Here is a 19265-nt window from a genome sequence, read left to right as displayed (position 1 = left end):
GTTTCAGCGGCGTGCCTCGGGAGTCTCCGAAGGAGGCATATCGCGCTGATAGCGGTTCTTCCATTGCCCGGTCGTTGACGCTGACCTCATGCTGGCGCCAAGTCCCCAAAACCCGGAGGCACCAGATGAATTCGGCACCACAACGTATCGGCGTGCCTCGAGAATCCCTGCCACAGGAGACCCGCGTTGCGGCCACTCCCCGGACTGTGCAGCAGCTGATCTCGTTGGGCTACTCGGTCCAGGTCGAGCGGGGTGCCGGCGCGCGGGCGGCATACCTGGACAACGCGTATGTCGGTGCCGGAGCAACGATCGTCGGCGATGACGTCTGGAACGCCGACCTCCTCCTGAAGGTGAATGCGCCCTCCGCAGATGAGGTCCCGCTGCTGCAGCCGGGACAATACCTCGCATCGCTGCTGGCGCCCGCGCTCAACCCGGAGCTCGTCGAGAGCATCGCAGCCCGAGGGGCCACCGCGCTGGCCATGGATGCGGTACCGCGAATCTCCCGCGCCCAGGCCCTGGATGTCCTTTCCTCCATGGCGAACATCGGTGGCTACCGAGCAGTGGTCGAGGCGGCGCACGAGTTCGGGTCCTTCTTCACCGGGCAGGTGACGGCTGCAGGGAAGGTCCCACCGGCAAAGGTGCTCGTGGTGGGCGCCGGTGTCGCCGGACTGGCCGCCATCGGAACCGCCGGCTCACTCGGTGCCGTCGTCCGGGCGTTCGACTCCCGTCCCGAAACAGCCGAGCAGGTGGAGTCGATGGGCGCGGAGTTCCTCCGCGTCGACGTCGATGAAGGCACTGACGAACCCGGTCCGTCTGCTGACGGCTACGCCAAGGAGACCGGTGCGCAGTTCAACCGGTTGGCGGAGCAGCTGTATGCCGCTCAGTCCCGCGACGTCGACATCATCATCACGACCGCTCTCATCCCCGGAAAGCCGGCGCCACGGCTTATCACCGAGGAGATGGTGGCGTCGATGAGGCCGGGGTCGGTCATCGTCGACATGGCAGCGGCCAGTGGTGGCAACGTGGCGGGCTCACGCGCGGACGAGCTCGTCGTGACCGAAGGCGGCGTGAAGATCATCGGCTACACCGATCTCCCCGGGCGGCTTCCAACTCAGGCTTCACAACTGTTCGGCACGAACCTGGTCAATCTCGTCAAGCTCCTCACTCCGGGTCAGGACGGCCGGCTCGCGCTCGATCTCGACGACATTGTGCTGCGGGGGATGACGGTTTGTCGATCCGGCGAGGTGCTGTGGCCACCACCTGCCGTGCAAGTGTCGGCAGCACCGGTCGCTCACCCAGCTGCCGCAGCACAGGCGGTTGCCGAGCCGCCCGCGGCGCCTTCGAAGTATCGGACGCCTGGTCTGCTCATCGGTGCGATCGCGCTGATCCTCGGCATGGGTCTCGTCGTCCCGTCGGCGTTCCTCGCCCACTTCACCGTGTTCCTGCTTGCCGTGGTGGTCGGCTACTACGTGATCGGCAAGGTGCGTCACTCACTGCACACACCGCTCATGTCAGTCACGAACGCGGTCTCGGGAATCGTGGTCATCGGTGCCCTCCTCCAGCTCGGTTCATCCGACCCGACCACCCGCGCGATCGCCCTGGCGGCCGTAACCCTCGCCAGCATCAATGTCTTCGGCGGTTTCACCGTCACGGCACGGATGCTCAACATGTTCCGGAAGGCCTGACCCGATGACCACCACGACACTCACGGGGGTGTACGCGGCATACATCGTGGCGACCTTCCTGTTCGTCCTCACCCTTGCCGCACTCAGTAAGTTCGAGTCCGCGAAGCACGGCAACCTGCTCGGCATCGCCGGCATGGCCATCGCGGTCGGCGCGACGATCGTCTCGGTTGTCCACGGGAACGGCATCGGTCTGCTCGGACCGATCGCCCTCGCAGTGGCGGCAGGGGCTCTCATCGGGACCTGGCGAGCGCGGGTCGTGGAGATGACCGGCATGCCCGAGCTCATCGCCGCCATGCACAGTTTCGTCGGGCTGACGGCAGTGCTCGTCGGATACAACTCCTTCCGTGAGGTTTCGTCCGACATGTCGGTCGCGCGCGACCTGCAAGCCACCGGGATGACCGACGTGCACAGCGTCGAGGTGTTCCTCGGGATCTTCATCGGTGCGGTGACCTTCACCGGATCCGTCGTCGCGTTCCTCAAACTGTCCGCACGGGTGCGTTCGACACCGCTGACCCTGCCCGGTCGGCACTGGCTCAACCTGTCGGCCCTGCTGATTTCGGCGGGTCTGCTGTGGTGGTTCGTCGCGTCACCGTCGCTCGCCCCTCTTGCGGCGATGACGGTGATCGCACTGGCCTTCGGTGCCCATCTCGTGGCATCGATCGGCGGCGGCGACATGCCGGTCGTCATATCGATGCTGAACTCCTACAGCGGCTGGGCCGCCGCAGCATCGGGCTTCATGCTCGGCAACGACCTGTTGATCGTCACCGGGGCACTTGTCGGATCGTCGGGCGCCTACCTCTCGTACATCATGTGTACGGCGATGAACCGCTCGTTCGTCTCGGTGATCATGGGCGGGTTCGGCTCGGACGGCGCACCGTCCACCGGCAGCGCGCGCGACTATGGGGAGCACCGTGAGATCAAGGCCGGCGCAGCCGCCGACCTGCTCGACGCGGCGCGATCCGTCGTCATCACGCCCGGCTACGGTATGGCGACAGCCCGGGCCCAGTACGCGGTGGCCGATCTGGCCCGCCGTCTGCGTGATCGCGGCGTGACGGTCCGGTTCGCCATTCACCCTGTGGCGGGCAGGCTTCCCGGTCACATGAATGTCCTGCTGGCCGAGGCGAAGGTTCCCTACGACCTGGTCCTGGAGTTGGACGAGATCAACGGCGACTTCGACGAGACCGACGTCGTGCTGGTGATCGGCGCGAACGACACGGTCAACCCGGCCGCGACCGAGGAGCCGGGGTCACCGATCGCCGGTATGCCGGTCCTCGCGGTCTGGAACGCCAAGGACGTGATCGTGTTCAAGCGGTCGATGGCGACCGGCTATGCAGGAGTGCAGAACCCGTTGTTCTTCAAGGAGAACACCCGGATGCTGTTCGGGGACGCGAAACAATGTGTCGAGGACATCATCGCGGCCCGGGCCTGAATTTGCCTCTACGCCAACCGGATTCGCAACGGCATCGAACCCCAGCCGCGCAGCGCGTTGTTGTGGTGCCGGTGGATGGGCGCGGCGAGCTCGATGTGCTCGACCCGCTCGATCATCGCCTTCAACAGTGACTCGGCCTGCAGCCGGGCGGCGTGCTGGCCGACGCACTGGTGGATGCCCATGCCGAAAGCCAGGTGACCGGACGGATCGCGCGTGAGGTCGAACAGATCGGGGTTCTGCCAACGGCGGGGGTCCCGGTTGGCGGCCCCGTAGGAGATCAGCAGCCGTTCGCCCTCCGGGATGGTGATGCCGGAGATCGTGACGTCCGTCGTGCTCTTGCGGAAGAGCACCTGAACCGGCGATTCCCAGCGGAGTGCCTCGTCGAAGGCGACGCGTGCCAGGCCGGGGTTGTCGCGCAGCGCGGCCCATTGGTCCGGATGAGTGGCCAGTGCGTAGAGCAGCGCGGCGAGCCCGTAGATGGTGGTGTCGACCCCGGCATTCAGCAGGGACAGGACCAGGATCGGCGCCTGCTCGGCGAGCAGGTCACCACGGTCGACCGCTGCCCAGATGTCTGCTCCGAAACCCTCGGGCTTCAGGCTCTCGCGTTGGCAGCTGCTGGCGGCCCAGGCACCGAGTTCCTCACGGCGGCACTCGCCCTCCTTGACCAGGTCGTTGCGCGGACCGACGGTGTTGAACACCATGTCGGCATACGGCAGCAGGTTCTCCCGGCCTTCTTCGCTGATGCCTGATGCGTTCGGGAAGAAGTTCGTCGGGAAGACAGACGCGATGTCCTGATATCCGTCGATGTCCACCGTCGGACCTGCGCCGTCCAGCACCTGGTCGAGCAGCGCCGCGGCCTGCCGCCCGCATTCCTCGGCCATTGTCCGCAATACGCGCGCGGACATGATCGGCTCCAGGACCGCACGGGGTGCATCGTGCTCGGGTGGGTCCGTCTGCAGCAAGCCGCGAGCGCGCCACGGCTCGTAGATCCCCACGCCGAACCCGGACGCGAGGTCCTGCCAGTTCGACAGCACTGACCTGACTTCGTCATACCGCCCGACCGCGTGCACGCCGTACTTCGGCAGGAACGCGATCGGACCGGCCTCACGCAGGCGCTCTTGGAACGGGAAAGGGTCCTCGAGCGTCGCCGGCGAGAACGGATCCTCGTCGAGCACTGGAGCAGGCTTGCCCTGGGTGGCGGGAGGGACTGCGGTCGACATGGTGGTGATCCTCCTAGAGGTCGAGCACGATGCGTTCGGTGGCTGATCGCGAAACGCAGACGAACATCCGGTCGTTGCGGGCACGTTCGGCGTCGGTGAGCAATGAATCCCGGTGATCAGGTATGCCGTCCAGCACCGACACCTCACAGGTGCCGCAGAGTCCCTCCCGGCACGAGGACAGGACCGGTTTCCCGACCTTCTCCAAGGCGTCGAGCACGGACTCCTCAGAAGTGACGGTGACCGCGATCCCGGATCGGGCCAACTCCATCGTGAACGGACCCTGGCGAAGGGGAGTGGGCGCGACGGCGGCCTGGAAGCGCTCAAAGCGCACGTGACCCACCGGCCACGAAGAGGTCGCGCTCTCGACGGCGGCCAGGAGGGTTCCGGTCCGCAGCAGTACACCTTCGTGCCGTCTGCGGGTTCGATCAGGAAGCTGAGATCGAGCAGTCCGGACTCGTCCTGCGGGCAGATCGTGACGCGCTCGCCATACTGCTCCAGGTGGTCGAGGAACGCCATGGAAGCGCGGGATCGGCCGCCATACAGCAAATGCCAGTCGATCTGCAGCCGTTCCGCGGTGTCGATCATCGCCAGGATGGGTGTGATCCCGATGCCGCCGGCGATGAACTGGTAGGACGTGGCCGGAACCAGGGCGAAGTTGTTGCGCGGCGTGCTCACACCGACCACGTCGCCGACGGCGAGCTCGTCGTGCACGAAGTGTGAGCCACCCCGTGACACTGGCTCACGCAGGACCGCGACTTCATACGCGGCCGGCTCCCAGCGGTTGCCGCACAGCGAGTACTGACGGACCACCTGGTCCGACCCGGCCGACAAGATCAGATCGATGTGCGCACCGGGTGTCCAGAACGGGAGCCGGGCACCGGACGGGGACTCGAGGCGCAGTCGTACGACACCGTCGGCGACCTGGTCCTTGCTCGCGATTCGCACCGAGTGGCTACCGGAACTGCCGGCAGGACCAGTGGCCGCCGGGGAGGTCGGACAGGTATCCATGGTCACCTCGGGACCCACCTCAGCGCGCGCGATTCTGGACGAGCTTGTCGATGCCTGAGACGGCGAAGTCAAGGATCATCGTCATGACCCCCATCGCAATCAGGACGGCGAACGAACCGGCGACATCGAAGTTCGAGGTGAGGGCCGTCAGCCGCTGACCGAGTCCCGAGTAGGCGCCGACCATTTCGGACAGCACCGCGCCGAGGATCGAGTAGACGACACCCAGGCGCAGGCCACCGACGATGCTGGGCAGCGAACTGGGCAGTTCGATCTTGAAGAACCGCTGACGCGCGGACATCGTCAGTGATTCGGCGAGTTGCTCGATGTCATGCTCGATGCCCTGCAGGCCGGACAGGGTCGATGTCAGCATGACGAAGTAGACGACGCTCGCCGCCACCATGGCCTTGGGCGTGAAGCCGAGTCCGAACCACAGGATGAAGATCGGTGCCAATGCGGGCCTGGGCAGGCTGTTGGCGAAGGTGAGGAAGGGTGCCATCGCACGCTCGAGCAACGCCGAACGGGAGAAGATGACGCCGGTCAGGATGCCGAGCACCGCACCCGCGACCAGGCCGCTGATCGCACCGCCGAACGTGGACTCCGCATCGGTCCAGAACGATGCATCACTGAGCTGATTGACGAATGCATCGGCGACGGACTTGGGGCCGGACACCATCAGTGGCGAGACCCACCCCTGTCTGAGGCGAGCCACCAGACACCGATGACGACGACGAGCACGAAAAGTCGCAATGCCCAGGTGTAGAGCAGACTGCGGCGCCGGGCGGCGCGACGCTCGGCCAGGATCTCCTCGCCGATCCGACGCCCGATGGCCGCACTGTCCGGTGGCGTCGCCGCGTCGATGGCGGGGACTTTGGGGGTCATGGTGTCCATCATCTAATGCTTCCCAGGTCGATATCGGAACGTTGACTGGTTGCTGCGAGGGCTCGCGGGGGAGTCGATCACCCAGCGGGATTGCGAACGAGGTCCACGTCCGCTGGAGTCGAAGTGTGTGGCCCGCCGGCGACCCGGATGGTCTCGCCGGTCAGATAGCTCGCCCCGTTGGAACACAGGAAGAGGCAGACCCGAGCGATGTCCTCGGGTCGGCCGATGCGACCCATGGCGACGAATCGGGTCACCGATACCGCGGTCGACTCCTGCAGAGCGAAGCGGGATGCCGGCGTCATGACCGCGCCGGGCTCGACGCAGTTGACGCGGATGTTGTCCTGCGCCCACTCCCAAGCCATGGTGCGAGTGAGGGATGCGAGCCCGGCCTTCGAGGCGGCGTAGGCGCCGCGGAGCGGGTGGGCGTATCCGGCGGAGGCGGAGCCCACATTCACGATGGAGCCGCCTCCGACTGCCCGAAAGAACGGCAAACAGGCGTTCGCCAAATGGAATGCACCGGAAAGATTCGAACCAACCGTCGCATTCCAGGCGTTGACTGAAAGGTCTTCCAGTCGGGCACCGAAATTTCCACCCGCATTGTTGATGAGTATGTCGATGCGGCCGAATCTTTCATGTGCGACGCGGACGATTTCTTCGGCGGTCTCGGGTTCGCGGATATTGCCGGTGACGGCGACCGCGGAGCGGCCGGCGTCCGTGACCGCAGCGACACGCTCGGCCAGTACGTCGGCCTTCCGGCCGTGGACGACGACGTCCGCACCCGCTGCCGCGAACATGTCCGTGACGGCGGATCCGATCCCACCCGAAGCGCCGGTGACGACAACGACCCGGTCGGTGAAATCGAACGTGACGGAACCGTCGTTGGCGCGCTCCGCGGCCGGCTGCGGCTGCGTCGTGAAGGCTGGCTCGGCAGGCATGGACGTCCTCTCGACTGATGCAGTGGAGTGATCAGCATCACGTCGCGGCCGAGGCCCGGCAAGATCGGGACCTCTATCAGGGCGATAGCCGCGTCGCAGCCAGTGATCCGTTGACAGTCCCTCGGCGGTCAACCTACGTTTATGACGATCCGAACGAACGAATCTTGTGGCATACGACTGTGCGAGATTCTGCCAAGAAACTTACTCAGGATTAGCTTCCAGGATGTCGCCGCATTACTTCGACGAATTCCCGTATCCGCGGGTCGCCGTCGCGTCGCGGGAGAGGGATATAGGACGATGAGAACGATGCTGAAGTCACAGTCTCCGGACCGGTCGGAGAGCTCGCAGTCTGTTCCGCAAGAGTCCGGTGCCGAGCGCCGACCGGGACTCGCTGTCGACTTCGCCGGGGTCAATCACAGCTTCTTGCACAACGACAAGCCGGTGCGTGCACTCGATGATTTCAATCTGAATGTTGCCGCGTCCGAGTTCGTGAGCATCGTTGGCCCGTCCGGATGTGGCAAGACCACGGCATTGTCGATGGTCGGTGGACTGTTGGCCCCTCGCACCGGCTCGGTCCGTCTCGACGGCAAGGACGTCAAGGGGACCAGCAAGGACACTGCGTTCCTGTTCGCACGAGACGCCTTGCTCCCGTGGCGAAGCGCGAGACGGAACGTCGAGATCGGTCTGGAAGTGCGCGGAGTGCCGCGCGCCGAGCGCCGTCAGCGCGCGGAGGAATGGTTGCAGCGGGTGCGGCTGGAGGAGTTCGTCAACTCCGACATCCTGCGTTTGTCGCAGGGCATGCGTCAGCGGGTCGCCATAGCCCGGACCCTGGTCCAGAATCCACGCCTGATCCTGATGGACGAGCCCTTCGCAGCCCTCGACGCGCAGACTCGCGCCCAGCAGCAGGAGGAGTTCATCAAGCTCTGGGAGCAGGAGCGGCCGACCGTCATCTTCGTCACGCACGACCTCGAAGAAGCGATCCTGCTCAGCGACCGCGTCATTCTCATGGCGAGCCGCCCCGGGCGCATCGTCGCCGACATCAAGGTTCAGTTGCCCCGGCCGCGGACCCAGGAGATGCGGACCCATGAGGCGTTCACCGCGCACTTCGACGACCTGTCGGCGCGACTTCGCGAAGAAGTCAATCGTGCCGAGGAGCAGCGGCAGGCCAGTGCGAATGAGTGACGCCACCCGGGGGTCGACGGTCGACACGTTCGGCACCGCACAGACCGTCCGGGCGGACGACGGGGTCGACATAGCGTTCCGAGTCCACGGCGCCGGGCGACGCCCGGTCACCTTGCTGCACTCACTGGGTCTGGACGGCTCGTGGTTCGAATCCCTCGTGACTGCAATGGGTTCCGACTATCAGTTCATCGTGCCGGACCTACGCGGGCATGGTCGCAGCGCTACCGGTGAGGTCTCACTGGGCCGGGTCGCAGCAGACGTGATCACCGTCCTCGACGCGTGCGATGCCCGCTCCAGTGCTGTCTTCGGGATCTCGATGGGTGGGATGGTCGCTCAGGTGCTGGCCGCTAGCTACCCGGAGCGTGTCGACGCGTTGTGCTTGGCCGCGACCACGTACGGGTATGACGAGCCGGCCATCGCGGGTGCGCTGGCGCGGGCCGCCGAGGCACGCAACGGCATGGCGCCGATCGCCGCAGCGACGGTGGCTCGCTGGTTCGGTCCGGCGGACGAGGTTCCGCAGCGGTTGCTTCCGCAGGCTCGGCGAGCCGAACAGCAACTGTTGGCCGGCAGCGCGACGGTCCACGCCGACTATCTGGCGGCGATGACCCAGGTCGGTGAGTTTGCGGTTCCGGTCGGGACACCCACGCTGGTGTTGGGCGGCCGCGACGACCTCTCGACCGGTAGCGCCGTGATCGAACGGCTCGCCGGATCCATTCCCGGTGCAGAGCTGCACTTCGTTCCCGGCGGCCACTTGATGGCCTTCACCGACCCCGAGTCCGTTGCGGCGCACCTGCGAGATTTCCTGGACTGCCTCGACTGATCACCAGCTCGGGCACCAGCGCCATACTGCAGCACAGAAGGTAGGAACAATGACATCCCGACCGGTCGAGCCACCGACCATTGACGAACTGCGTCGGCACATCGCCGCGGCGGAGACGCCTGCGCTGCTGATGCTCACCGCGCACGTGACGGATGACCCCGGCATCCTGCGCGAGGAGTGGCGGCCGGATCCGGTGGCGCTGCCGCGCGGCAGCGCGAGCGCCGCGGACGACGCCTCGATCCGTGAGCTGTGCCTGCGTCTGCTCGAGCCACACCTGGCTGGTATGGCGGACTGGCCCGAACGCCCCAGCGCGCTCGTCATGTCCGCCATCGGCGAGTGGGTCCTGGGCGAGAGCGCCGGCGAGGTGCAGGGCCTACTGCACCAGGCGTTCGTCCCGGCCGGCACCGATCCCCGGGCGCCGCAGTGGACCGTGGACCAGGTCGCTCCCGGGCGCAACTTCCGAGTCGCCATCGTCGGTGCAGGCATCTCCGGTCTGCTCGCCGGCTTGCGGATGAAGCAGGCCGGAGTCGAGTTCGTCATTCTGGAGAAGGACGACAGCGTCGGCGGAACCTGGACCGAGAACACCTACCCCGACTGTCGCACCGACGTGCACAGCCACGTTTACTCCTACTCCTTCCTCGACTACGAGTGGCCGTCGTACTTCAGCCGGCAGCACGTCATCCTCGACTCCTTGCGGCAGTTCGCGAGCGATCAGGGCCTGCTCGACCACATCCGGTTCGGCGTTGAGGTCACCGGAGCGTCGTGGAACGACGACCTGGCCACCTGGACCGTCAGCACAGTCGATCGCGATCGAGCCGAGGAGTCCCGCGACTACAACGTGTTGGTGTCGGCGGTCGGTCAACTCAACCGGCCGTCCGTGCCCGACATCGACGGGCTGGACCGCTTCGCCGGGCCGGCCTTCCACTCCGCCGAGTGGGACCACTCCGTGGACTTCGCCGGAAAGCGCGTTGCGGTCATCGGCACCGGCGCCAGCGCTCTGCAGTTCGGCCCCGCCGTGGCCCGGGAGGCAGCGTCGGTGACGGTCTTCCAGCGCAGCGCACCGTGGTTGAAGCCCACGCCTGAGCTGCGTGAGGACATCCCGGATCACGAGGCCTGGTTGTTCTCCCATGTCCCGGCCTATCGCGCCTACTACCGCTTCTCGATCTTCCTGCCCCGCGCCATCGGTCAGTTGGAAGCAGTGACTGTCGACCCGGAGTACCCGCCCACGGAACGCGCCGTCTCCGCGGTGAACGAGCAGATGCGGAAGCTGTTGACGGCCTACCTCGAGGACCAGGTGACCGACCGTCCCGACCTGGCCGAGCAGATCATTCCCGACTACCCGCCGGGCTCCAAGCGGATCATTCGCGACGACGGCACGTGGATCGCCACTCTCAAGCGAGACAATGTGCGCCTGGTCAGCGACGCGGTCGCGGCTGTCGACGAGACCGGGGTGATCACTCGTGGCGGCGAGCACATCGACGCCGACGTGATCTGCTTCGGGACCGGCTTCAAGGCCTCGGACTTCCTGATGCCGATGAAGGTGACCGGCGCCGGGGGAGTGGACCTGCACGAGACCTGGGGCATCGACGCCTGCGCTTACATGGGTATGACGCTGCCGGACTTCCCCAACCTGTTCTGCCTCTACGGGCCCAATACGAACCTGGTGGTTCACGGCAACCTGGTCTTCTTCATGGAGTGCCAGTCGGTCTACTTGTTGAGCGCCGTCAAGACGCTTCTCGAAGGTGGGCACCGGTCGATGAACTTGCGTCCCGAGGTGTTCGAGGACTACCGCGACGAGATCACCGAGGCCAGCGCACAGCGTGCCTGGGGCTGGTCCAAGACACACAGCTGGTATCAGAACGCCGAAGGTCGCTCGACCATCATGTGGCCGCTGTCGGCGCAGCGCTACCTGGACAGCACCGAAGCTGTCGATCCCGATCACTACGAGTTCAGCTGACGACCCTCCGTGCTGGCCGCGCCACTCGCGGAAGCTGAATTCGCCACTCATTGAAGGAAATTGACATGATCAACGACAACACTGTGGTCGTCAACGGCCTGGAGACCCGCTACCTGTCCGGTGGCCCGGATGACGCGCCGGTCGTCGTCTTCCTGCACGACGGCGCGTGGGGTGCCAGCAGCGACGTGACCTGGGGTGAGGTGGCCGCGCTGGCGGCGACCGACTACCGCGTCGTCGCACCGGATCTGCTCGGTTTCGGTGGGTCGGCGAAGTCCGTGCGACTCGACCAGTCGCCCTTCGCCTTCCGCACGACGCACCTGTTCGCGCTGCTGGATCATCTCGGCATCACCGGCCCGGTGCACCTCGTCGGCAACTCTTTCGGCGGCTCGATCGCGCTGCGTGCGCTGACCGATCCCGTTCTGGCAGAGCGCATTTCGTCCGTGACCGCGATCAGCGGAACGGGCGGACCCTGGCGCACCAAGGAGAGCGCACAACTGGGCGCGTTCGACGGCACCGAGGCCGACCTGCAGCGCATCGTGGAGTTGCTGTGCGACCCCTACCCAGGACTTCAGGCGCAGGTGGCCGCTCGCTACCGGTGGGCGAGCATGCCGGGCAACTACGCGGCCACCGTCGCACCGCATGCGGCCGTACCAGAACCGCTGCGTGTCGAGCGCCCGGCCGACCCCTACCCGGCCAACCTCGCTGCGGCGACCGCTCCGGTTCTGTTGTTCGAATGCACCGGGGACCCGCTCGTCGAGGCCGGTTGGACCAAACATCTGCAGGACATCCTGCAGGACGTGACCGTTGCTGAGGTGCCCTACCGGCACGCGCCGAACATCACTCATCCGCACGAGACCTGGGAGATCATCGCGGCGTTCCTCAAGGACACCGATGCAGCTGAGTGACCCGAACCGCGCCGTTGCGGCGTCGCAGGTCGACCACGGCGCGCTGTTCAGCCTGCAGGGCGAACACCACGTGGTGCTCGGCGCCGGCGCCGGAGTGGGCGAGCACGTCGCACGCACACTCTCTGGACTGGGAGCCGAGGTTCTGTGTGTCGACATCACCGAGGGGCCGGTCGTCGAGCTCGCCGAGGAACTGCATGGCGCCTATGTCGTGGCCGACGCCACGACCGAGGTCGGCTTCGACCGGATCGTCGACCGGGCTGGTGAGTGGACCGCGCCGGCAGGCGGCCTTGACGGGTATGTCGACGTCATCGGGCAGATGCAGCGCAAGCCGCTTCCGGAGTTCACCCTCGCCGAGTGGGAACGCGATTTCCGGGTGAACCTGACGCACGCCTTCCTGGCCGGGCAACGGCTCGCACCGCTCGTCCGGGACGGAGGCTCCATCGTGCACGTCTCGAGCGTGATGGGGTCACACTCCGGCCGCACCGCCCCGGGCTATGGGCCGGCCAAGGCAGCGTTGCAGATCTGGGTCAAGCAACTTGCTGCGGAGTACGGGCACCGTGGAATCCGGGTCAATGCGGTGGCGCCCGGGCTCTTCCTGTCTCCGCGCGTCAGCCAGTCTCCCGATCTGGCAACGCAACTCGGTGCGCGACCGATGCTCGGGCGGCTGGGGCAGCCCTACGAGGTCGCCGCCGTTGTCGCATTCCTCCTCAGCACGGCCGCCGGCTACATCACGGGGGCTACGATTCCGGTTGAGGGTGGGGCGACCAGTGTCGACTCCACCGGCCTGGACGACCTGGCTACCTAGGCAGGGCGACATACGACACGCGACCGATAAGGGGTACCGGTGAGGTTCGAGCAGCTCCGCTATCTCGAGGCGGCACTCCGGACCGGCTCGTTCCGTCAGGCCGCCAAGGAGTTGGGAGTCTCCCAGCCCACGATCACCACCCAGGTGCAACGTCTGGAGGAAGACCTCGGCGTTGTGCTCGTCGTTCGTGGCGCGCAAGGCGTGCTGCCGACGTATGCCGCGCAGCGGCTCCTGCCGCATGCCCAGGCCGCCATCCGTGCCGAAGATCTGCTGCGGCAGGAAGCCAGCGCGATCGAGGGCATGAAGGTCGGCAGCGTGCGCATCGGCACGGTCGCGACCGGCAACATGCTGATTCTCCCGGACGTGGTGAAACGGTTGCGTGACGAGCATCCGAACATCCGGTTCGAGGTTGCGGCCGGAGGATCGACCATGGTCCGCCGGGGTGTCATCGGCGGGCACTTCGACCTGGGGCTGCTGATCCGGCTGAGCATGGATGAGAGCCACGAGGACGACGACCGGCTCGCGTACTCGGACCTGATGAGTGGGCGACTGGTCCTGTGCGTTCCCCAAGATCACCGACTCGCGCAGGTCGAGTCCCTCGACGTGGCCGAGCTCAGCGGCGAACCGCTGATCTTCTTCACCAAGGGCAGCATCCTGCGCGTTGCGTTCGAGAAGCTCATCTCCGGGATCGAGGCCAACGTGGTCTTCGAGGCCGACGGCGCCGAGACCGCTCAGCGGATGGTGCGTGCCGGCGTCGGAATCTCGATCGCGAACTCGCTCGCACCGTCGACGGTCAGCGGCAATGGCGTTGTCCTCGTCCCGATCAACGAGCCGTGGGCTCGAGCGACCTTGTCGGTGGCGGTACGCCGCGACGAACAGCGCAGCGTCGTGGTGCAGACTCTGCTCCGCCTCATCCGGGAGAGCCCGAACCGGTAAGAAGCGCAGCGCGTCCGATAGCGGTTTCGAATCGCGGCTCCATCCTTCTTGCTCTATCTTGCGCAGACCTCACACGACAGGCTTCGAGCAGTCCATTCGCCGTTCGGCAAACGAAGCCGATGTCCGATCGAGGTCTGTTTTGTCCCACGATGCCGCGCCCCGTTCCGCCGCGATGCTGCGGGCGGCCATCCAGTCCGTACGATCGTCCGGCGGTCAGGTCGTCCCCGAGCCCGAGGCGAAGGCAGTGCTGCGTGACTTCGGGATCGCCGTCCCGTACGGCCATGCCGGCAACGACGTCCTCGCAACTGCCGCCGGGCTGGACGAACCACTGGTGCTCAAGGCCGTGTCCCCGACCCTGGTGCACAAGTCCGACGCCGGCGGTGTCCGTGTCGGACTCCGCGCGGCCGAACTGCCCGCCACCGCCCAGCAGATGTCGGAAGAGCTGGCCGAGCACGGTCACCGGATTGAACGTTTCCTGGTCGAGGAAATGGCTGCTGCGGGCCAGGAGGTCGCGGTGGGTGCGGTTCGCACCCCGGGGCTGGGCTGGACGGTCATGGTGGGGCTCGGCGGCGTGTTCATCGAGGTGCTCGCGGACGTAGCCTTCGGAGTTGCACCTCTGACGTCGCAACAGGTGCGGGCGATGCTGCGTGAGCTGCAGGGCATGCCGCTGCTGGAGGGCGCACGTGGTGCCGAGCCGCTGGATGTGGACGCACTGGTGGCCCTCGTGGTTCGGCTGGCCGGCGCTGATGGGCTGCTCGCCGCAATGCCTGACGAGGTGACCGAGATCGACCTCAACCCCGTCATCGTGTCGACGTCCGGTGCGGTCGCGGTGGACGCGCGGTTCGTCGTCGGCGGCGCCGACACGGCTGGCGAGCGACCGGCCCGCACGGCCCCGGCCACCACCGATTTCTCTGCGCTGTTCGACCCTCAGACCGTCGCGGTCCTCGGTGCCAGCGCCACCAAGTCCAATGTCGCCAACATGTTCATCAAGAACCTCGTCGCCGGCGGGTATGCCGGTCGCATCCTGCCGATCCACCCCTCGGCGGACACGGTGGAGGGGCTGCCGGCAACGAGCTCGCTCGGGCATGTGGACGGAGTCGTCGACTATGCCTTCGTGGCGCTGCCCGCGGCCAGTGTCACCCCGGCGCTTTCCGTGGAAGGTGCGAATGTGCGGTTCGCACAGGTCATTTCGAGCGGCTTCGCCGAGATCGAGGACGGTGTTCAACTCGAGGCGGACCTGGTCACGACGATGCGTTCTCGTGGTATCCGCTTGCTCGGTCCGAACTGCCTTGGCACCCACTCTTCTCGTGCCCGGCTCGGGTTCATCCCGGACGCACCGTTCGAGCCCGGTCGCGTCGCGGTCATCTCACAGAGTGGTGGCTTGTCCGTCGACATCCTGCGGCTCGGGTCGGCCCGTGGGGTCGCTTTCCACAGCGTCACCTCCATCGGCAACGGCGCCGACGTGACCGCGGCCGAGCTGGTGCAGCACTTTCTCGATGACCCGGAGATTCAGGTCGTCGGCCTCTACCTCGAGTCGCTGGACAACGCGCGCGCCGTCCTCGACGTGTTGCAGGAACGAGCAGACACCAAGCCGGTCGTCCTGCTCGCCGGTGGGCGGACCGACGAGGGTTCACGAGCCGCCACGACCCACACCGGCGCGTTGACGGGCAACCACCGGCTGTGGCCGGCGCTCGCCCGGCAGGCCGGCATGGTTCTCGCGGACTCCCTCGAGGACTTCCTCAACGTGCTGCTGGCCTTCGACAGTTTCGACCTGTCCGATGGCCCCTGGAACCACGACGTGGTGCTGTTCGGTAACGGCGGTGGCGCGAGCGTCCTGGCGGCCGACGCCCTGGCCCGCCGTGGCCTGGCGACACCACGGCTGCCGGAGGAGACGATTGCCGCACTCGATTCGCTCGGCCTGCCGCCCGGCTGTGGTCTGGTCAATCCGATCGATACCCCGGCCGGCACGCTTGCCGTCCGCGGCGGTGCCGTCACCGAGGACATCCTCACCGCGGTCCTCAGCTCGTCCGATCCGGCATACGTGATCACCCATCTCAACGTCGGAATCATTCAGCGCAACCTGGCACACCGTTTCGGCGACGTCACCGGAACGATCATCGACAGCATCGCCCGGACACGGGACAAGTTCGACAGCGGCACCCGTCATCTGCTCGTGCTCAAGGGCGACGGCAAGCCGGACATCGATGAGGAGATCCGCGGCTACGCCCGCCGTGCGAGCGAGTGGGGCATACCGGCATTCCCCGAGTTCGAGGACGCCGCCATTGCCGCGCGGGCGCTCCTGGACCACCACGACTTCACCGCACGAAAGGCGACCTCCTGATGACCGATCTGACCTATTCCGAGATGCACGAGGAGCGGCGCAGCGCTGCGTTGGCGATGGGTGGCGAACGCAAGCTCAAGGAGCGTGCCGCGAGGGGCGACCTCAACGCGCGTGAGCGCGTCGCCCTGCTGTTCGACGAGGGAACGTTCGCCGAGACCGGACTCTTCGCGACCTCGCCCCGCGACGAGGACAAGGACAAGACCCCGGCCGACGGGAAGGTCACCGGGACCGGCGACATCGACGCCCGCCGGGCAGCGGTGATCGCCTACGACTTCACCGTCAAAGGCGCCTCGAGCAGCGCCACCAGCAACAAGAAGATGGGGCACATGAAGGAGCTCGCGGCTCGTGGAATGCCGCTGGTCTACCTCGCCGAGTCCACCGGGGTACGCATGCCTGACGTCATGGGTGGCACCGGGCTCGGCTCGGCGAACGACAAGGCGCGCTTCCTGCGCCGTCGCGAAAGCCCATGGGCATCAGCCGTTTTCGGCTATTCGTTCGGCTCAGCTGCTTGGCACACGGTCAGCTCCGACTTCGCGGTCTTCCGCAAGGGCGCGATGATGGCGGTCTCGAGTCCGGGACTCGTAGAACGCGCTACCGGACACGCCGTCGACCGGGAGGAACTCGGCGGCTGGAAGCACCACGCGACGATCACCGGTTTCGCGGACGCAGTCGCGTCCACCGACGAAGAAGCGATCGGTCTGGTCAGACAGTTCCTCAGCTACCTGCCGTCACACAACGGTGAAGCGCCGCCTGTTGCGCCGGTGACGCCCGGCTCGGGCGAGCGCAGTGCCGAGCTGAATTCGCTCGTGCCGGAGTCACGCACCACGGTCTATGACGTCCGCAAGATCATCGAGGTCATTGCTGACGAAGGATCGGTGTTCCCGATCAAGGCCCAGTTCGGCAAGTCACTGGTCACCTCACTGGCACGGATCAACGGCCAGAGCGTCGGATTCATCGCGAGCAACCCGCTGTTCAAGGGCGGAGCCGTCGACGTCGCGGCAGCGGAGAAGGCCACCAGCTTCATCGTGTTGTGCGACTCCTACAACATCCCGATCGTCTTTCTCGTCGACCAGCCGGGATTCCTCATCGGCATCGAAGCCGAGCGCAACAAGATCGTCGGCAAGGTCATCAACTGGATGAACGCGCTGTCGCTGGCCACCGTCCCGAAGGTCACGCTCATGCTGCGCAAGAACTACGGGCAGGCCTACGTCAACATGGGCGGTGCCTTCACGGCCGACGCGACCGCCGCCTGGTGGTCCGCCGAGGTCAGCTTCATGGACCCGCGCTCGGCAGTGAGCGTCGTGCACGGCATCGACCCCGAGACCGAACCCGACGAATACGAACGCCGGCTCGCGGAGATGTCGAAGGAGTCCACGGCGTATGACGTCGCGCGGGTGTATGGCGTCCAAGACGTCATCGACCCCGCGGACAGCCGCCAGTTCATTCTCACGGCACTGCGCGACAACGCGTTGAGCCGCACCAATGGCGTTGGCGATCACCTGCTCAGCAGTTGGCCCACGAGTTTCTGATGACGGAGAGAAGCATGGCGAAATTTCCGAAGAGTGTCCTGGTCGCGAACCGTGGCGAGATCGCGCGCCGGATCATCCGCACCGCGCGCCGGCTGGGCGTCGAGGCCATCGCGGCCCATCACCTGGTCGACGCAGGGCTGCCGTTCGTGTCCGAGGCCGATCGCGCCGTTGAGCTCACCGGCGAGTCACCGGTGCGGGCCTACCTGGACGGTGAACAGATCATCGCGGCCGCGTTGGCGGCCGGCGCCACCGCCATACATCCTGGTTACGGATTCCTCGCCGAGAACGCCGATTTCGCTCGGAGCGTCGCGGCCGCAGGCCTGCTCTGGGTCGGTCCGTCGCCCGAGGCCATCGCCCAGATGGGTGACAAGGTGACTTCGCGCGCGGTGGTCGCAGCAGCCGGGGTGCCAGTCAGTGGCGAACCCGGCGAGGCCCTCGCCGATGCCGACGAGGCGGTCAGTGAAGCGCAGCGCATCGGCTACCCCGTGATGGTCAAGGCGTCCGGCGGGGGCGGTGGCATCGGTATGGCGGTCGCCCGCGACGAGGCGGCCCTGCGCAAGGCATTCGAGAGCACCCAGTCGATGGCGGTCCGCAGTTTCGGGTCCGATCGCGTGTTCGTGGAGCGCTTCGTGGCCAACGCACGCCACATCGAGGTGCAGGTGCTGGGCACTGCCGACGGCACGATCGTGACACTCGGCGAGCGTGACTGCTCGACGCAGCGCCGGCACCAGAAGCTGGTGGAGGAGTCGCCGGCCGCGAACCTTGATCCGCAGGTCCGCGACCGGATGCAGGAGGCCGCCGTTCGTGCGGCGTCGGCCGTGGGCTATCTCAATGCCGGGACGGTGGAGTTCCTGCTGGACACGCTGACCGGTGACTTCGTGTTCCTTGAGATGAACACGCGTATCCAGGTCGAGCACCCGGTGACCGAGCTGGTGCAGGGAGTCGACCTTGTCGAGCAACAACTCAGCATCGCCCAAACAGGCCGGGTGACAGAGGAATTCGCGCCGGAACCGCACGGGCACGCGATCGAGATTCGAGTGTGCGCGGAGGACCCGGTGCGATTCTTTCCCAGTCCCGGGCCGATCGACGAATGGGTCGAACCGTCAGGCCCGGGCGTGCGGGTGGACGCGGGCTACTGCGCCGGGTCGGAGGTTACGTCGTACTTCGACCCGATGATCGCGAAGATCTGCGTGCATGGCGCGGATCGGGTCGAGGCCATCGAGCGGGCGCGGGCTGCGCTCGGCGATCTGGTCGTCGGTCCGCTGCAGACGAACGTTCCCTTCCTGAGCAAGTTGCTTGCGTCGGAGGAGTTCGCGAGCGGCACCTATGACACCAACATCGTGGCGAACGTCAAGGCCGGCTAGTGCCGTGATCCACGAGTAGAGCTGGTTCGAAGGGGAGGAGACCCGATGGCGGAGACATTTCAGGCAGAGGTGACCGGTCAGGTCCGGGAGGTGCTGGTCGCCCCTGGAGACGGCGTCTCGGAGGCCGACCCGATGGTCGTTCTCGAGTCGATGAAGCTACCGGTCCGGGTGCTGTCAACAGGTGACGGAGTCGTCGTCGCAGTCCATGTGGCAGAAGGCGACACGGTCGGTCCCGGCCAACCTCTGGTCGACGTCGTGATCGAGTGAGCA

General features: G+C 66.4%; 18 protein-coding genes. 13 read left to right on the top strand and 5 right to left on the bottom strand.

The window, feature by feature from the left end; translation table 11 throughout:
• The first annotated feature begins 125 nt into the window (after positions 1–125).
• Together ACFQDH_RS18245 and pntB are read left to right on the top strand one after the other, a co-directional pair.
• Positions 126–1685, top strand: a complete 1560-nt coding sequence (locus ACFQDH_RS18245) for a Re/Si-specific NAD(P)(+) transhydrogenase subunit alpha (RefSeq protein ID WP_382403806.1) — start codon at positions 126–128, stop codon at positions 1683–1685.
• 4 nt (positions 1686–1689) lie between these two features.
• A complete protein-coding gene (gene pntB / locus ACFQDH_RS18240) occupies positions 1690–3114 on the top strand; it encodes a Re/Si-specific NAD(P)(+) transhydrogenase subunit beta (protein ID WP_382403805.1) in 1425 nt (474 codons plus the stop codon).
• A gap of 8 nt (positions 3115–3122) precedes the next feature.
• On the opposite strand, the gene ACFQDH_RS18235 is transcribed toward pntB, so the two are convergent.
• Both ACFQDH_RS18235 and ACFQDH_RS18230 read right to left on the bottom strand, forming a co-directional pair.
• Entirely contained in the window at positions 3123–4334 is a 1212-nt protein-coding gene (locus tag ACFQDH_RS18235; protein WP_382404899.1) for a cytochrome P450, read from the bottom strand.
• 13 nt (positions 4335–4347) lie between these two features.
• Entirely contained in the window at positions 4348–4665 is a 318-nt protein-coding gene (locus tag ACFQDH_RS18230; protein WP_382404898.1) for a 2Fe-2S iron-sulfur cluster-binding protein, read from the bottom strand.
• Between the two features lie 215 nt (positions 4666–4880).
• Here ACFQDH_RS18230 and ACFQDH_RS23965 point away from each other — a divergent pair, with 215 nt between their 5' ends.
• Entirely contained in the window at positions 4881–5054 is a 174-nt protein-coding gene (locus ACFQDH_RS23965) for a hypothetical protein (RefSeq protein ID WP_465253886.1), read from the top strand.
• A 307-nt stretch (positions 5055–5361) separates the two neighbouring features.
• Here ACFQDH_RS23965 and ACFQDH_RS18220 read toward each other — a convergent pair whose 3' ends face one another.
• The 3 genes from ACFQDH_RS18220 to ACFQDH_RS18210 all read right to left on the bottom strand — a co-directional run bounded on the left by ACFQDH_RS18220 (position 5362) and on the right by ACFQDH_RS18210 (position 7156).
• On the bottom strand, positions 5362–6015 hold the full coding sequence (locus tag ACFQDH_RS18220) for an ABC transporter permease (RefSeq protein ID WP_382403804.1): 654 nt from the start codon (positions 6013–6015) through the stop codon (positions 5362–5364).
• Entirely contained in the window at positions 6015–6221 is a 207-nt protein-coding gene (locus tag ACFQDH_RS18215) for a hypothetical protein (RefSeq protein WP_382403803.1), read from the bottom strand. The genes ACFQDH_RS18220 and ACFQDH_RS18215 overlap by 1 nt, the downstream gene beginning before the upstream one ends.
• Positions 6222–6298: 77 nt before the next feature.
• Positions 6299–7156, bottom strand: coding sequence for an SDR family NAD(P)-dependent oxidoreductase (locus ACFQDH_RS18210; RefSeq protein WP_382403802.1), 858 nt, complete (start codon positions 7154–7156; stop codon positions 6299–6301).
• A 306-nt stretch (positions 7157–7462) separates the two neighbouring features.
• Here ACFQDH_RS18210 and ACFQDH_RS18205 point away from each other — a divergent pair, with 306 nt between their 5' ends.
• The 10 genes from ACFQDH_RS18205 to ACFQDH_RS18160 all read left to right on the top strand — a co-directional run bounded on the left by ACFQDH_RS18205 (position 7463) and on the right by ACFQDH_RS18160 (position 19262).
• Positions 7463–8338 (top strand): ABC transporter ATP-binding protein, encoded by an 876-nt coding sequence (locus tag ACFQDH_RS18205; protein WP_382403801.1) that lies wholly within the window; start codon positions 7463–7465, stop codon positions 8336–8338.
• Positions 8331–9158 carry an alpha/beta fold hydrolase gene (locus tag ACFQDH_RS18200; RefSeq protein ID WP_382403800.1) on the top strand — a complete coding sequence of 276 codons (828 nt, stop codon included), beginning with the start codon at positions 8331–8333 and terminating at the stop codon, positions 9156–9158. The genes ACFQDH_RS18205 and ACFQDH_RS18200 overlap by 8 nt, the downstream gene beginning before the upstream one ends.
• 49 nt (positions 9159–9207) lie before the next feature.
• On the top strand, positions 9208–11115 hold the full coding sequence (locus tag ACFQDH_RS18195) for a flavin-containing monooxygenase (protein ID WP_382403799.1): 1908 nt from the start codon (positions 9208–9210) through the stop codon (positions 11113–11115).
• Positions 11116–11180: 65 nt separating this feature from the next.
• On the top strand, positions 11181–12020 hold the full coding sequence (locus ACFQDH_RS18190) for an alpha/beta fold hydrolase (protein ID WP_382403798.1): 840 nt from the start codon (positions 11181–11183) through the stop codon (positions 12018–12020).
• Positions 12007–12825 carry an SDR family NAD(P)-dependent oxidoreductase gene (locus tag ACFQDH_RS18185; protein WP_382403797.1) on the top strand — a complete coding sequence of 273 codons (819 nt, stop codon included), beginning with the start codon at positions 12007–12009 and terminating at the stop codon, positions 12823–12825. Before ACFQDH_RS18190 ends, ACFQDH_RS18185 begins: the two co-directional genes overlap by 14 nt.
• Positions 12826–12864: 39 nt before the next feature.
• Complete coding sequence (locus tag ACFQDH_RS18180; protein WP_382403796.1) at positions 12865–13761, top strand: LysR family transcriptional regulator; 897 nt, start codon at positions 12865–12867, stop codon at positions 13759–13761.
• Positions 13762–13900: 139 nt separating this feature from the next.
• On the top strand, positions 13901–16102 hold the full coding sequence (locus ACFQDH_RS18175) for an acetate--CoA ligase family protein (protein WP_382403795.1): 2202 nt from the start codon (positions 13901–13903) through the stop codon (positions 16100–16102).
• Positions 16102–17631: an acyl-CoA carboxylase subunit beta gene (locus tag ACFQDH_RS18170; protein ID WP_382403794.1), complete on the top strand. Its 1530-nt coding sequence runs from the start codon at positions 16102–16104 to the stop codon at positions 17629–17631. Before ACFQDH_RS18175 ends, ACFQDH_RS18170 begins: the two co-directional genes overlap by 1 nt.
• Positions 17632–17645: 14 nt before the next feature.
• Entirely contained in the window at positions 17646–18995 is a 1350-nt protein-coding gene (locus ACFQDH_RS18165) for an acetyl-CoA carboxylase biotin carboxylase subunit (protein ID WP_382403793.1), read from the top strand.
• A gap of 45 nt (positions 18996–19040) precedes the next feature.
• Positions 19041–19262 (top strand): acyl-CoA carboxylase biotin carboxyl carrier protein subunit, encoded by a 222-nt coding sequence (locus ACFQDH_RS18160; protein WP_382403792.1) that lies wholly within the window; start codon positions 19041–19043, stop codon positions 19260–19262.
• The last annotated feature ends 3 nt before the right edge of the window (positions 19263–19265 follow it).

It is taken from the genome of Flexivirga alba, from assembly GCF_042661025.1.
Taxonomy (GTDB): Bacteria; Actinomycetota; Actinomycetes; order Actinomycetales; family Dermatophilaceae; genus Flexivirga; species Flexivirga alba.
This window is presented reverse-complemented; position numbering and strand designations above follow the sequence as displayed.

Coding starts and splice junctions, on each gene's coding strand:
- ACFQDH_RS18245 (WP_382403806.1), top strand. CDS start 126: ATGAATTCGGCACCACAACGTATCGGCGTGCCTCGAGAATCCCTGCCA.
- pntB (WP_382403805.1), top strand. CDS start 1,690: ATGACCACCACGACACTCACGGGGGTGTACGCGGCATACATCGTGGCG.
- ACFQDH_RS18235 (WP_382404899.1), bottom strand. CDS start 4,334: ATGTCGACCGCAGTCCCTCCCGCCACCCAGGGCAAGCCTGCTCCAGTG.
- ACFQDH_RS23965 (WP_465253886.1), top strand. CDS start 4,881: ATGCCAGTCGATCTGCAGCCGTTCCGCGGTGTCGATCATCGCCAGGAT.
- ACFQDH_RS18220 (WP_382403804.1), bottom strand. CDS start 6,015: ATGGTGTCCGGCCCCAAGTCCGTCGCCGATGCATTCGTCAATCAGCTC.
- ACFQDH_RS18215 (WP_382403803.1), bottom strand. CDS start 6,221: ATGACCCCCAAAGTCCCCGCCATCGACGCGGCGACGCCACCGGACAGT.
- ACFQDH_RS18210 (WP_382403802.1), bottom strand. CDS start 7,156: ATGCCTGCCGAGCCAGCCTTCACGACGCAGCCGCAGCCGGCCGCGGAG.
- ACFQDH_RS18205 (WP_382403801.1), top strand. CDS start 7,463: ATGCTGAAGTCACAGTCTCCGGACCGGTCGGAGAGCTCGCAGTCTGTT.
- ACFQDH_RS18200 (WP_382403800.1), top strand. CDS start 8,331: ATGAGTGACGCCACCCGGGGGTCGACGGTCGACACGTTCGGCACCGCA.
- ACFQDH_RS18195 (WP_382403799.1), top strand. CDS start 9,208: ATGACATCCCGACCGGTCGAGCCACCGACCATTGACGAACTGCGTCGG.
- ACFQDH_RS18190 (WP_382403798.1), top strand. CDS start 11,181: ATGATCAACGACAACACTGTGGTCGTCAACGGCCTGGAGACCCGCTAC.
- ACFQDH_RS18185 (WP_382403797.1), top strand. CDS start 12,007: ATGCAGCTGAGTGACCCGAACCGCGCCGTTGCGGCGTCGCAGGTCGAC.
- ACFQDH_RS18170 (WP_382403794.1), top strand. CDS start 16,102: ATGACCGATCTGACCTATTCCGAGATGCACGAGGAGCGGCGCAGCGCT.
- ACFQDH_RS18165 (WP_382403793.1), top strand. CDS start 17,646: ATGGCGAAATTTCCGAAGAGTGTCCTGGTCGCGAACCGTGGCGAGATC.
- ACFQDH_RS18160 (WP_382403792.1), top strand. CDS start 19,041: ATGGCGGAGACATTTCAGGCAGAGGTGACCGGTCAGGTCCGGGAGGTG.